Origin of the sequence: Prevotella sp. HCN-7019, from assembly GCF_037890215.1 — a bacterium.
GTDB lineage: Bacteria > Bacteroidota > Bacteroidia > Bacteroidales > Bacteroidaceae > Prevotella.
Genome location: NZ_JBBKBO010000001.1, coordinates 743,544 through 758,070 on the forward strand (window position 1 = coordinate 743,544; position 14,527 = coordinate 758,070).

Genomic DNA, 14,527 nt, shown 5'->3' on the forward strand with positions numbered 1-14,527 from the left:
AAAAAATAGAAGTATCATGAAGAAATTATTGTTACTGATGCTCCTGTGTCTTGTGCAAGCGGCGGTTTATGCCCAAGACAATTCTGTCACCGTGAAAGGTGTCGTACAGGATAATAAAGGCGAAGCAATAATGGGTGCGGTTGTTATCGTGAAGAACCAGCCTGGTTTGGGTTCGTCAACAGATATAAATGGTCGATTCAAGATTACGACCGGAAAATTCGAGGTTTTGGAAGTGAGCTACTTGGGATTTGAAAAGAAGGAAGTACCTGTAGTAAGCATAAAGGATCCTGAGAATGTTGTGATTGTGCTTGAAGAACAAAGTCAGAAAGTGGACGAGGTAGTCGTTACTGCCAGCGGTACACAGAAGAAGAAAACTGTGACAGGTGCATTCACTACGGTTGATGTGAAACAGCTCAATGCTCCTTCAGGAAACCTTTCCAACTCTCTCGGTGGTGTCGTTCCGGGTATCATCACACAGCAGCTTTCTGGTGAACCGGGTGAGAACCAGTCAGACTTCTGGATCCGTGGTATCTCTACCTTCGGTGCCAATGCGAGTGCACTTGTGCTTGTCGACGGTATTGAGCGTAGTCTTAATGAAATTCCTGTCGAGGATATCGAATCATTCTCAGTGTTGAAGGACGCATCTGCCACAGCCGTATACGGTAACCGTGGTGCCAACGGTGTGGTTCTTATCACAACCAAGAAGGGTGAAAAAGGAAAGATACGAATCAGCGGTAAGTTGCAGTATGGTTATAACCAGACTGGTAAGTTGCCTGAATATGCAAGCGCCATAGACTATGCACGTTTGGCCAATGAGGCACGTCTGGCACGCTACCAGTCACCTCTTTATTCAGACGAGGAACTTTACATCATACAGAATAATCTTGATCCGGACCTTTATCCAAACGTAGACTGGCAGGATCTTATGCTTAAGGACGGTGCGTCACAGTATCGTGCACAGTTGAGTTTCACCGGTGGTGGTGACAATGCTACATATTATGTTTCTGGTGCTTACTTCAATGAAGACGGTATATATCGTACACGTAGCGCTGAGAACAAATACAACACAAACTCTACTTATGAGCGTTACAACTATCGTGCCAACACCACTATGAACATCACACGTACCACTGTGCTTTCTGTAGGTATTGGCGGTTACCTTATCAACCGTACGCAGCCTGGTAGTACTTCTGCTGACATTTGGCAGGCTTTCTCAGAGTACACTCCGCTTACAACACCGAGAAAATGGTCTACCGGACAGTGGCCTATTGTAAACGGCAAGAAGACTCCTGAGTTCCTTATGACACAGACCGGATACCGGACAATATGGCAAAACAAGATGGAGACAAACGTAAGCCTCGATCAGAAACTTGATTTCATTACAAAGGGTCTTACATTCTCTGGTACATTCGCATTCGATACATGGAATGATAATACTATCACACGTTCAAAGTCTCCTGAACTCTGGAGCGCTCAGAACTATCGTGACGGTTACGGCAAGCTTATCCTCAAACGTGAGCAAGATGTACAGCCGATGACTCAGAGCTCTTCTACATCAGGAACTAAGCGTTACTATCTGCAGGCTAAACTTGAATATGACCGCCTGTTTGCCAAGAATCATCAGGTGAACGGTTTGCTTATGGTTTATCAGGAAGAAAACTCTGATACGAATCTCGGCAGCGATATCATCGCTTCGATCCCAAAACGTAACCTTGCTTATTCAGGACAGGTGCGTTATGCTTTCAAATCCCGCTATCTCTTTGAGTTCAACTTTGGTTACACCGGTTCTGAGAACTTTGAGAAAGGCAAACAGTTTGGTTTCTTCCCCGCATTTTCTGCAGGATGGGTTATTTCTGAAGAACCTTGGGTAAGAAAGGCATTGCCTTGGCTTGAATTCTTTAAAGTAAGAGGATCTTGGGGTGAAGTTGGTAACGATAAGATTGGTGGTGACACACGTTTCCCGTACATATCTCTTATTTCTGAGATGGGAGCTGATGGTAGTTATGCTTTCGGACAGTTCGGCAGCAACTACATCACAGGTTATCGTATGACAACAGTAGGTACACCGAACCTGACATGGGAGAAGGCCACAAAGTGGGATATCGGTGTTGACTGGTCTATTTTCAACGGAATGTTCACAGGTACTGTGGATTACTTTAGAGACAACCGTGACGATATCTTCATGCGTCGTAACAACATGCCTTTGTCAACAGGTCTTGCCGACCAGACTCCTATGGCTAACGTAGGTCGCATGCGTTCTTATGGTTTCGATGGTAATATCGCATTCAATCACAAGATAGGTGAGGTTAACTTCACACTTCGTGCCAATATGACATATCAGAATACTGAGATTCTCGATCAGGATGAGGCAGCAAATGAATTCTGGTATAAGATGAGCCGTGGCTTCCGTCAGGGACAGACTCGTGGATTTATTGCTCTCGGATTGTTCAAGGACGAAGAGGATATCAAACAGAGCCCGTCACAGGATGCGTTGGCTAACTTCCCGATTATGCCTGGTGATATCAAGTATAAAGACGTGAACGGTGACGGTGTCATAACAGAGGACGATATCGTGCCGATCGGCTATCGCAACGTTCCAGGACTCATCTACGGTTTCGGTTTCAGTGCAGCATGGCGTAACTTCGGTATGAACCTTCTGTTCCAGGGAGCAGGTAAGCGTACATTCTTTGTGGGTGGTAATGGTCCTCACGCTTTCCATGATGGTGCTACTGGTAACATTCTGCAGCGTATGGTTGAAGAAGACAGATGGATACCGAGCGACATTTCCGGAACAAAGGATACAGAAAATCCGAACGCTCCATGGCCGCGTCTGACTTACACCAATAATAATAACAACAACCGTGCATCTACCTACTGGATGAAAGACGGAAGTTATCTGCGTCTGAAGAACCTCGAAATTACTTATGACGTTCCAAGAGAGATCATACAGCATCTTCGTCTTACAGGTCTTCGTTTAGGCTTCATTGGTGAGAATCTGTTTACATGGAGTCCGTTCAAGTGGTGGGATCCGGAAGGAAACAACGAAAGCGGAAATGCTTATCCTATCAGCCGGACATTCTCTTTCTATCTAAGTTTCAATCTCTAAAAACATCATAGTCATGAAAAAGATCTTATTATATATATTTTTGCCGATCGTTGCCGGCGGAATGTTCTCGTCGTGTTCTGACTATCTGGATGTGGACAAATATTTCTACGACCAGTTGTCGATAGACTCGGCTTTCTCGAAAAGAAAATATGTTGACGGATGGCTGTCCAATGCATTCGAACCTATACAATATATAACTGAAGGTGAAGGTGTGCGCAGATGGATAAGCGACGATATTGTAAAATATGAAGGCCGTGATATTCAGAACGGTAATTACAGTGCTTCAACAAATAATGGTGATAGTGAGACTTTGTTGTATAAGGCTTATGAAGCCATACGTAAGGCTACGACTTTCATAGATAATGTTGACCGTTGTGGTGAACTGACCCAAGTGGAGAAGGCTGATATGAAAGGACAGATGCGTTTTATTCGTGCATATGCTTATTGGTCTCTTATCCGTCATTTCGGACCGGTGCCTCTTGTTCCAGAACATGGACTTGACGTAAGCTTGTCTTATGAGGAACTGTCATTACCGAGAGCATCGCTTGATGAGATTGTTGAATTTATTGATCAGGACCTTGTGATTGCTGCTCGTTCATTACCGATGGTGCGTACTGTCAACAACATGGGACGTCCTACACGTGGAGCGGCTCTTGCCCTTCGTGCAAGAATAATGCTATGGGTGGCAAGTCCTCTTATGAATGGAAACAAAGACCTCTTCAATGTCAAAGACAATCATGGACGTCAGCTCGTTCCGCAGGAATATGATGAATCAAAATGGGCAAGAGCTGCCGCTGCCGCTAAGGAAGTGATGGATCTGGGTATATATGAACTTTATACGATAGAGCCTGATCCAGAAACTCCGGAATATGAGCGTCCTCCGTATAATGAGAAATATTCAGACAAGAACTTCCCGGACGGATGGGCAGACGTGGATCCTTATCTCTCATATAAGTCAATCTTTGACGGAACAATTATCGGTTCAAAGAATCCTGAACTTATCTTCACACGTACAAGTCGTGGTGGTGATCAAATAAATTATTGGGTGTCTAACTGTATGCCACGAACTCTGAGTGGTTCTAACCTTATCGGAGTATCTCAAAAATTGGTTGATGCATATTACATGGATAATGGCCAGACTATACAGGAAGCTGAGGCGACAGGATATTATAAGGAAGATGGTTTCACGACTTCAGATAATCCTACGAACCCAGGTGGTGCTCCTTTCCTTCCGGCAAATGTTTCTTGGCAGTATGCACACCGTGAACCGCGTTTCTATGCATCAATCGCATATTGTGGATCAATTTGGGCATGCGAAAGTGCAAATGAAGCACAGTATCGCAACAAGCAGATATTCTATTATCGTGATCTGAACGACGGAAAGCAGGGATTTAAGGAGGATTGTCCGCTGACAGGTATCGGTTTCAAGAAGTTTGTGAACGATGAGGATGCCTTCACACAGGGTGGATACCGTATGGATAAGACAGAAAACACAATACGCTATGCGGAAATGTTGCTTATCTATGCTGAGGCTCTCAATGAGTTGACACCGGGTCAGTCTTATACAGTTGAAAAGTATAACGGTGAGACAATGACTGTTCAGCGTGACGTGAATGAAATCCGTTCGGCAATGAAGCCTATACGTATGCGTGCCGGTGTGCCAGACTTCGATGACGTGGTTTACGAAAATCAGGAACTGTTCAGAACAGCTCTTAAACGTGAACGTCAGATTGAGCTTGTCGGTGAAAATGCTTTCAGATATTATGACCTCCGTCGCTGGAAGGACGCATTGCTCGAAGAAAATCAGCCTCTTATGGGATGTAATATCAACATCAGTGATGACGTTACACGTATACAGGAGTTCTATCGTCCGACTGTTGTGGCTTCAATGCCGAAGGTGTTTACTCAGAAGATGTATTTATGGCCGTTCCCTGTTAAGGAGTTGAAACGTAATGTGAACCTGACACAGAATCCAGGCTGGTAATAAATTAAACACATTGACAATCATGAAAAGAATACATATGAATAAGGTTATGAAAGGTCTGGCCGCAGCCGTACTTCTCTTTGGTGCCGCATCGTGCAGCGATGACCTTGATTATGAGTTGTTCACCAAATATACTTACCTGATGAACAACGGATGGCAGGAAAATATTGAGATGGAGATAAACGATGACAACACTGTTGATCTTCCTGTTTATTTCGGTGTGAACGGAACGACCGGCAATAAAAAGGATATCACCATTTCTCTTGCTGTGGACGAAGATACTCTGGCAGATTATAACTTTGACAAGAACAAATATGATGAGGAATCATATTATCTGCTGCTTCCGGAGGATTGCTATACGTTTGACAAGTCTTCATACGTTATTCCTTCTGGTCAGTTGAATGCCGGAGCTCTTTGTAAGATCGATTTGAACAAACTGCGTGAGCATAATATCTATGCAGAGTATGTGCTTCCTATAAAGATCGCATCTTCTGAAGGAGAACCTGTCGGACCGTCTAAGTACACCAAGGCTCTTTATTTCCTCAATCTGAAGAATGAATATTCTGGCGTTTATTCAGGTAATGGAAATATGCAGCAGATAGGTACATCGTACACAACACAGGCTACAGGAAAGCAGCTTTATGCAATCTCTAAGAATGAATGCTACTTGTATGCAGGAAATGTAGACCGTACGACAAAAGGACGTAAAAATTTCATTCTTAACCTGCATTTCAATGACGACGGAACTATAAGGATGACCGCTTTGAACAACGCAATCGAGTTAAATGAGATAGCAGGAACATACGAATTCAAGTTCTATGAGAATACTTCAGATTCGCGTAAACTTGTTATGATGACTAAATTATATCTGAAATATGAATATAAGGACATCACAATTGAAGACCGCGATGTACGCTACAGCTATGAGGCAACTCTGACAAAGAGCGAAGACGTATTCAAGGTTGATTATCCTGACGCTGATATCGAAGTGGAAGATTAATGTTTATAATTTATAAGTTATGTGTAAGAGCCGCTGTCGTGAGACACCGGCTCTTTTTGTTCTGGAATTGTATGATATGAATTTCTGATTAAAATACGCCTTTTGTTGGGCTGTACCGGATTTTTGCATTACCTTTGCCTGTGTGAACCGAAATATTGTCGTCGGCCCTGTATTATGTGAGCCGACAACCGGAATAGCCTTTTCTGATTTCTGACAACTAAACAAACAACATAAAACCGGAAAACAAATGAGGAGATTTTTTTTATTCACAGCTCTGTGTATTTGTACGATGTTGCAGACAAGAGCTGCCGACGAAGTGGATTATGTAAGCACACTTGTTGGTACGGCATCCAAGTTCGAACTTTCCACCGGTAATACTTATCCGGCCATAGCCATGCCCTGGGGCATGAATTTCTGGGTGCCCCAGACAGGAAAAATGGGCGACGGATGGACTTATGTCTATTGGGCCGACAAGATCCGTGGATTCAAACAGACTCATCAGCCCAGCCCGTGGATAAACGACTACGGTCAGTTCTCTGTGATGCCGGTTACGGGTGAGGCTGTGTTTGATGAGGAAAAACGTGCCTCATGGTTCTCACATAAGGCAGAAGTGGCACGTCCTTATTATTATAAAGTATATCTTGCCGATCATGATGTCACAGCCGAGCTGGCGCCGACAGAACGTGCAGTGGCCATGCGTTTCACCTTCCCGGAAACAGACAAGGCTTATATCGTGCTCGACGCTTTTGACAAAGGTTCGCATGCTGAGATTATTCCGTCGAAGAATATGATTGTAGGCTACACCACGCGTAACAGCGGCGGTGTGCCGGATAACTTCAAAAACTACTTTGTACTCGTTTTTGACAAACCATTTACTTACACCGCTGCCGTTGCTGACGGAAAAACAGACGCCTCTTCTTTAAGTTCAACGAGCAATCATTCCGGTGCCATCGTCGGCTTCAAGACAAAGCGTGGCGAACAGGTCAATGTACGTGTGGCTTCGTCGTTTATAAGTTCCGAACAGGCGATTCTCAACCTGAAAGAACTTGGTGATGACAATATTGATGAAATATCTGCCCGTGGCCGTGCCCGTTGGAACGAGGTTCTGGGTCGTGTCGAGGTGGCCGACGGCAATATAGATCATCTCCGTACGTTCTATTCCTGCCTTTATCGTTCGGTTCTCTTCCCACGCAGTTTCTATGAGATAGATGCTGATGGCCGTGTGATGCACTACAGCCCTTACAACGGCAAGGTGTTGCCGGGCTATATGTTCACCGATACCGGTTTCTGGGACACATTCCGCAGCCTTTTCCCATTCCTCAATCTGATGTATCCGTCGATGAATGTGAAGATGCAGGAAGGTCTTGTCAATGCATACAAGGAGAGCGGATTCCTGCCCGAGTGGGCCAGCCCCGGCCATCGCGGATGTATGGTGGGCAACAACTCCGCATCTGTTGTGGCCGATGCTTATCTTAAAGGTCTGCGCGGATATGATGCAGAAACGCTGTGGGAAGCAGTGAAGCATGGAGCCAATGCGGTTCATCCAAAGGTTTCATCAACGGGCCGTCTCGGTTTTGAAGAATACAACAAGTTGGGTTATGTGCCATGCGACAAGCACAGCCAGAGCGTCGCACGCACTCTCGAATATGCCTACGACGACTGGTGCATATACCGTTTCGGTAAAGCATTGGGCAAGTCTGATAAGGAATTAAAGCAATATTACAAGAACGCGATGAACTATAAGAACGTGTTCGACCATTCCTTCAATCTCATGCGTGGCAAGAAAGCCGACGGCAGTTTCGAAACTCCGTTCGACCCGACAGCCTGGAGCCGAACCTTCACCGAAGGTGACAGCTGGCACTGGAGCTGGTGTGTTTTCCACGATCCGCAGGGACTCATCAATCTGATGGGTGGAAAAGACGTGTTCAACAGCATGCTCGATTCTGTATTTGTTGTCTATCCCGACGTAAGCAGCCGTGGCATAATACACGAGATGCGCGAGATGCAGGTGATGAATATGGGCCAGTATGCCCACGGCAATCAGCCCATACAGCATATGATTTATCTTTATGCTTATTCGGGACAGCCTTGGAAAACGCAATACTGGATACGCGAGGCGATGGACAAACTCTACAATGCCAATCCTGACGGTTATTGCGGCGATGAGGACAACGGACAGACATCGGCGTGGTATGTGTTCTCGGCGTTGGGCTTCTATCCCGTTTGCCCGGGTTCCAACCAGTATGTGCTCGGCACGCCTTATTTCGACAAGGTGACGCTTCATCTTGAGAACGGCAATACAATGACCGTCACAGCCGATGGCAACAGCCCGTCAAACCGCTATATAAACGGTATGACTCTCAACGGCAGCCCTTACACGAAGAATTATCTTACACACGATGCTTTGATGCAGGGTGGCAATATTGTCTATACCATGTCGGCCGAACCCAACCGCAGCCGTGGCACATCGGAGGCAGACTTCCCTTATTCATTCACAAACGAAATAAACAAACTTAAATAACAAACAAAATATCCAGACATTATGAAACGTTGTTCTTTTCTATTCGTATTGCTGGCTGTAGCCTCTTTTGCATGCGCCCAGTCGCTCTTTGTTGGTACTTACAACATCCGCAATCATAACAGTGGCGATGATGCTGCCGGCAATGTATGGTCAACACGTTGCAAGGTAATATGCGATCAGGTGAATTTCGAGGATCCCGACATCTTCGGTACTCAGGAGGTGCTTCATGAGCAGTTGGGCGATCTCACCGATGCACTCGACGGTTACAAATACATCGGTGTCGGCCGTGATGACGGCAAGAAAGCCGGTGAGTATTCTGCCATTTTCTACAAGAAAGACCGTATCAAACTTCTCCGTAAGGGCAATTTCTGGCTTAACGAAACTCCAGATACTCCAAAACTCGGATGGGATGCAGCCTGCATTCGCATCTGCACATGGGGTGAGTTCCAGCAGAAAGATACTAAGTTCAAGTTCTATTATTTCAACCTTCACATGGACCATGTAGGTGTAGTGGCCCGTCGTGAGGGAGCGAAGCTCGTTGTGAAGAAGATAAAGGAGATAGCAAAGGGTGCTCCGGTCATTCTTACCGGCGATTTCAATGTCGATCAGAACGATGAGATATATGAGATATTCACCAAGTCAGGCATTCTCAAAGACTCTTATGAGTGTTGCCGTCTGCGTTTCGCTGAGAACGGAACGTTCAACTCGTTTGATTCAGATCTGAAGACAGACAGCCGCATCGACCATGTGTTTGTTTCTCCGGCGTTCGATGTAGACCGCTATGGCGTACTCACAAATGCCTATTGGACACCTGTTGCAGGTTCGGGAGACAATTCGCTCAAAGGCAAGGACGCTCCTGCTGAAATAAGTTTCGGCAAATATGACCGTCGCACTCCGTCCGATCATTATCCTGTTTTTGTCAAGATGCGTTACAAAGGCAAATAAGCTGATTATAACATACTGATTATTCCCGGATGCGGTGACGACATGCGTTATGGTCGTCCCTGTCCGGGATTTTCTTTTCAGTAGAAATCCGGTGGTGATTTGTCGCAATAAGAAACAGCGGCTTCAGTCACGTATCGGTGTTGTTGCTTTCAGCAGAAAGAGAAGCCATATGGGCCGTTTACAGATTTTCAGTAACCTGCGGTTTTCACGTCCGAGTTTTCTGTTCTACCCCAAAAAATAAATGAGAATTTGCGCGCGGACTTTCCTTCGGACGCAAATACGCGAGAAATGAGAGACTTACGCAAAGTATTGAATACCAGATATTTATATCTGAAAGAGATTTTTCTGCCATGCAAAAAGCACTCTTTCGGCACATGATATGCCCCGTTTTATGGCCTGAAACGCACAATATCACACCCTGAAACAGACGAAACCAGAGGCTGATATGGGCATTATCGGAACGCAAGACGGATTATCTGCTATTCTCAAACAGAATATACTACAAGGCAGTTCGGACTGAAATAGGCTTTATAACATGATATTTAACATTTCTTTACACCTCTTTTGCGATTTTATTTTGTCAAAAAAAAGTCAAGAAAAACTGTAAGCACGTCGCCGGAGTTTTCTTTAAAATCACCGATATGAGGCATTGGCAAAAGCACGGGAAGTATATGTCCTTCTTGCGGTGAGGATTTATCTGTTGGGGCAACGTGGATTTCTTGTTACGTGAATAGATGCGCTTCACCGTATATTATACCTCGTGTTGTCCGGAATTTATCCTTCATATCGCGGTACTTCATACATAAAACCTGTCCCCACAGAATTTCTACAGGGTCGATTTTCCGTTTTTATATTATTTTGTTAGAGATATGGCTTTTTACTGATAGTTGCAGACCTGCTGCTTATAATGTTTTTAACTTTGATTCTTTGTTGTTTGTCATGGTTTGAGTCTGTTGTTATCCTGCCATTTATTCTGTATTAATTTATCTTTGTTTCATTTTTTCTTTCAATTCCTCCCAGGCTCTTTCTGTTTTTATGTCCGGTATGTGTGATTTAGCCCAGTCGTTTTCCCACTTGTCGAAAATTATCTTGTTCTGTGCCGATTCCTTTATGAAATCAAGCACTCTCTGCTCCTCTTCGTCCGTTGCTTTGCCTTCGAAGTAAAGCAGTGCCAGTTTTTTTATCAAATTGTCGTTCTGCATCTTAATAACAACAGAACACGCAAATTCTTGCTTTTCATGGATAGATTTTTATTGTTTTTATTTATGTTTAACATTATCGGACAACAAACCGCATTTTTTTCTATATTATCATCTTATGAGTTATCCAACTGCTGTTTTATTGTTGTCATCGCAAGCTTCAGGTGTTTGTTCACGTTGTATAATGACATGCCGGTCTGTTCGGATATTTCTTTTTGTTTCAGATTTTGTTCTCTTGACATGATAAATATTTTCTTTGTCGTTTCCGGCATGCTGTTTATGGCAGTTTCAATATTGTGTTCCAATTCTTCTATTATCATGTCCGAACTCTTTTCATATTCGAAGTCCTCGTTGTACAGTTTTTCTCCCGGGCATTTCTGCAGAATGTCTGATATGTGTTTCTTTATTATGAGTTCGTGTTTCATGTAGTTCAGACACAGATTCCTCACCATAGTGAACAACATTGATTTCAGTGATATGTCTTTCAGCTCACCGTGTTTTTCATACAATCGTATGAAACATTCCTGCACGAGGTCCTTGGCTGCGTCGTCGTTCTTTACGAATTTTATTGCATATCCGTAAAGTCGCGGATAGAACGTCGTGAATAGAAATCTCATCGCTTGTTCGTCTCCACGGTTTATTAGGTCTATCACCGTTTGGTTTTCTGCGAATGTCATGTTTAAGTAGTTTTGTCGTAGTTTTGGTAGTCGTTCGGTTCTCGCCTTTTAGGGCAGTATGGTTTAAGTTCTCTTCTCTTTTTCCGGGTGAATTGTCTAAAAAAAAGACGTGGGAAATCTACTCTCCGCTTATCCTGCGCACAGGCCTTCGCAATGCCCTCATCAGGGATAAGCAACGCAGTTAGCCCACGCCGTGATATATTCTACTCTAGCATGGCACGGGCCGTGGCCCGTGTCCATTGAGTGAAAATACACCCGTCGTGAACGTTCCGTTGCCGCATCTTCCTGATAATCGTCCAAGTTTGCGAAGTTTGTACGCAGAAGATGACGTTCGTAAACGTCCTTTTTTTCTGACAAAATCAACCCACCAGCCCATAACGGGCTAACTGAATCGGAAACAAAGGTAAAAAAAACAAATGTAAAAACAAAAAATGAGAGTTATTATTTGCCGTAATTTTATGATATGTTTTCATTAAAACCACATTTCGGGGAAATTGTAACATAAATGAGAACTTTTTGTATTCATATTTTTGATATATGTGATATTTTTGTCCATATATCTCGTTTTTTTGACATGTCTTTGCACTAAAACTTTTTATGCAGCTTTTTTTTAGTATATTTGCATGTCGCCGCGCCATTCAGGAAGGCGTCGTATTACTATTTAGCCATTACCATATTATGAAATTATCTTTCTTACATGTTTTTCGCGTTTCAGTCATGTCCGTTGTGGTCTTCATGCCTTCCGTGCTCATGGCTCAGGGTAGCCGTCCTGCCGATTCAGTCAATCCGTTCATCGGAGCCAGCACCAATGTCGATGCTGCCGGCGCTTATCACGGACTGGGAAAGACCTTTCCCGGTGCCGCCACGCCTTTCGGTATGGTTCAGGTAAGTCCCAACACCATCACCGGTGGTGACAATGGTTCGGGCTACAGCTACGAACATACCACCATAGAAGGCTTTGCCATGACTCAGATGAGCGGAGTGGGGTGGTATGGCGATCTCGGAAATTTCCTCGTCATGCCTACCACCGGAGCCGGCATAAAGACCATAGCCGGGACTGCCGACGGTTCGGTGCCGGGCTATCGCTCGCGCTATGACAAAAAGACGGAGACCGCCAGCGCCGGGTACTATTCGTGTTTCCTCACCGATTACGGCATCCGTGCCGAGTGCACAGCCACACAACGCTGTGGCCTGTTGCGCTTCACCTATCCGGAGAACAATGCCTCGCGTATTCAGATCGACCTAGCCCGTCGTGTCGGCGGCACCTCCACCGAGCAGTCGGTGCGCGTTGTCGACAGCCACACCATCGAGGGCTACATGGTCTGCACGCCTGAAGGTGGAGGCTGGGGCAACGGCGACGGCAAGGCACGCTATACTGTTTATTTTCACGCCCGTTTCAGTAAACCGCTCGAACATTACGGCTTCTGGACGGCCGATATACCGTCAGACTGGTCGCGCAAGCGCGACGATGTGGTGAGCCGGCGCTATCTTGAGCGTGTGGTAGCAGCCCGCATCGTGCGCGATACGGTAGCCATGAGCGGACGGCATATAGGCTTTTTCACCGAGTTTGCCACAAAAGAGGGCGAACAGGTGGACATGAAGGTAGGTCTTTCGTTTGTCGATATTGAAGGAGCACGTCGCAATTTCGAGACTGAGGTTGCCCGTCTCAGTTTCGACAAGGCACAGCGTCGCGCCGCCGACAGCTGGAACAAAGCCCTCTCGCGAATCAGCGTCGAGGGTGGAACGGCTGACGACCGTGCCGTGTTCTACACTGCGCTCTATCACACAATGATTGATCCGCGCACCTATGCCGACTGCGACGGCCGCTACGTTGGCGGCGACTACAAAATCCATTCTGCCGACGCAGGCTTCACAAAACGCACCATCTTCAGTGGCTGGGACGTCTTCCGCTCGCAGTTTCCGCTCCAGACGCTCATCAATCCGCGCGTGGTCAGCGACATGATCAATTCGCTTACAAGTCTCGCCTGTGAGAGCGGTAACGGCTATTACGAACGCTGGGAGATACTCAACGCATATTCCGGATGCATGCTTGGCAATCCGGCTATACCCGTGATGGCCGATGCCTGGGCCAAGGGCATACGCACATGGGATGCCGATGAAGCCTACCGCTACGCTGTGGCCACTACAAAGAAGTTCGGCAACGGCACTCTTGGTTATACTCCCGGAGGCCAATGTCTGTCCTACACACTTGAATATGCTTACGCCGACTGGTGCTTGGGACGTATGGCGGAAATGCTCGGTCGTCCCGAAGAGGCTGCTAAATCCTACGCCGCTGCACAGGCTTACCGTAACATTTTCGACTCCGAAAAAGGTTGGTTCCGACCGCGTGAGGCTGACGGTTCGTGGCAACCGTGGCCTGAGGAAGGCCGGTTGAAGGAATGGTATGGCTGTGTTGAGTGTAACCCTTTGCAGCAGGGATGGTTCGTACCGCATGATCCTGACGGCATGACAGAACTCATGGGAGGCCGCGATAAAGTGATAGCCGACCTCAACGATATGTTCGAACGCACACCAGACAACATGATGTGGAACCTCTATTACAATCATGCCAACGAGCCGGTTCATTTCGTTCCATATCTCTTCAACCGCATAGGTGCGCCGTGGCTCACGCAGAAATGGACGCGCCATATCTGTCGCAAGGCTTACTCCAACAAGGTGGAAGGACTCTGTGGCAACGAGGACGTGGGTCAGATGTCGGCATGGTACGTGCTTTCGGCCATCGGTTTGCATCAGTATTGTCCCGGAGACACACGTGTGGAGATAACCTCGCCGGTGTTCGATAAAGTAACTGTGCAGCTCGATCGCGATTATTACAGTGGCCGCCGATTTGTCATAAAAGCTGTTGACAATTCGCCAGAGAATATCTACATACAGCGTGCTGAGTTGAACGGCAAGCCTCTCGACGCATGTCATATCGACTTCAGCGACATCACCGCCGGTGGTGAACTCGTGCTCTACATGGGCCCGCAGCCTAACAAGAACTTCGGTACTGCCGACACTGCAAGCCGCTGAGCCTCTGCCGGCATGTCCCATCCGCTTTCTAATAAAGAGAAATAAAGGATTATAAAACATAA

At 45.9% G+C, this 14,527-nt stretch carries 8 protein-coding genes; 6 read left to right on the top strand and 2 right to left on the bottom strand.

Going from position 1 to position 14,527, the window contains the following annotated elements; genetic code table 11:
* The first annotated feature begins 16 nt into the window (after positions 1 to 16).
* The 5 genes from WKT13_RS02550 (at position 17) to WKT13_RS02570 (ending at position 9,556) form a co-directional block, all read left to right on the top strand.
* Positions 17 to 3,106 (top strand): SusC/RagA family TonB-linked outer membrane protein, encoded by a 3,090-nt coding sequence (locus WKT13_RS02550; RefSeq protein WP_340322687.1) that lies wholly within the window; start codon positions 17 to 19, stop codon positions 3,104 to 3,106.
* A 13-nt stretch (positions 3,107 to 3,119) separates the two neighbouring features.
* Positions 3,120 to 5,090, top strand: coding sequence for a RagB/SusD family nutrient uptake outer membrane protein (locus WKT13_RS02555; RefSeq protein ID WP_340322688.1), 1,971 nt, complete (start codon positions 3,120 to 3,122; stop codon positions 5,088 to 5,090).
* A gap of 22 nt (positions 5,091 to 5,112) precedes the next feature.
* Positions 5,113 to 6,090 carry a BT_3044 domain-containing protein gene (locus WKT13_RS02560; RefSeq protein ID WP_340322689.1) on the top strand — a complete coding sequence of 326 codons (978 nt, stop codon included), beginning with the start codon at positions 5,113 to 5,115 and terminating at the stop codon, positions 6,088 to 6,090.
* 247 nt (positions 6,091 to 6,337) lie between these two features.
* Entirely contained in the window at positions 6,338 to 8,611 is a 2,274-nt protein-coding gene (locus WKT13_RS02565) for a GH92 family glycosyl hydrolase (protein ID WP_340322690.1), read from the top strand.
* A gap of 21 nt (positions 8,612 to 8,632) precedes the next feature.
* The gene (locus WKT13_RS02570) at positions 8,633 to 9,556 is read left to right on the top strand and encodes an endonuclease/exonuclease/phosphatase family protein (protein ID WP_340322691.1); all 924 of its coding nucleotides are present in this window, start codon (positions 8,633 to 8,635) and stop codon (positions 9,554 to 9,556) included.
* A gap of 983 nt (positions 9,557 to 10,539) precedes the next feature.
* On the opposite strand, the gene WKT13_RS02575 is transcribed toward WKT13_RS02570, so the two are convergent.
* Both WKT13_RS02575 and WKT13_RS02580 read right to left on the bottom strand, forming a co-directional pair.
* Positions 10,540 to 10,758, bottom strand: a complete 219-nt coding sequence (locus tag WKT13_RS02575; RefSeq protein WP_340322692.1) for a hypothetical protein — start codon at positions 10,756 to 10,758, stop codon at positions 10,540 to 10,542.
* 113 nt (positions 10,759 to 10,871) lie between these two features.
* Entirely contained in the window at positions 10,872 to 11,432 is a 561-nt protein-coding gene (locus tag WKT13_RS02580; RefSeq protein ID WP_294459050.1) for an RNA polymerase sigma-70 factor, read from the bottom strand.
* A 678-nt stretch (positions 11,433 to 12,110) separates the two neighbouring features.
* Between WKT13_RS02580 and WKT13_RS02585 the strand changes: the two genes are divergently transcribed.
* Positions 12,111 to 14,465 (top strand): GH92 family glycosyl hydrolase, encoded by a 2,355-nt coding sequence (locus WKT13_RS02585; RefSeq protein ID WP_340322693.1) that lies wholly within the window; start codon positions 12,111 to 12,113, stop codon positions 14,463 to 14,465.
* Positions 14,466 to 14,527: the final 62 nt, after the last annotated feature.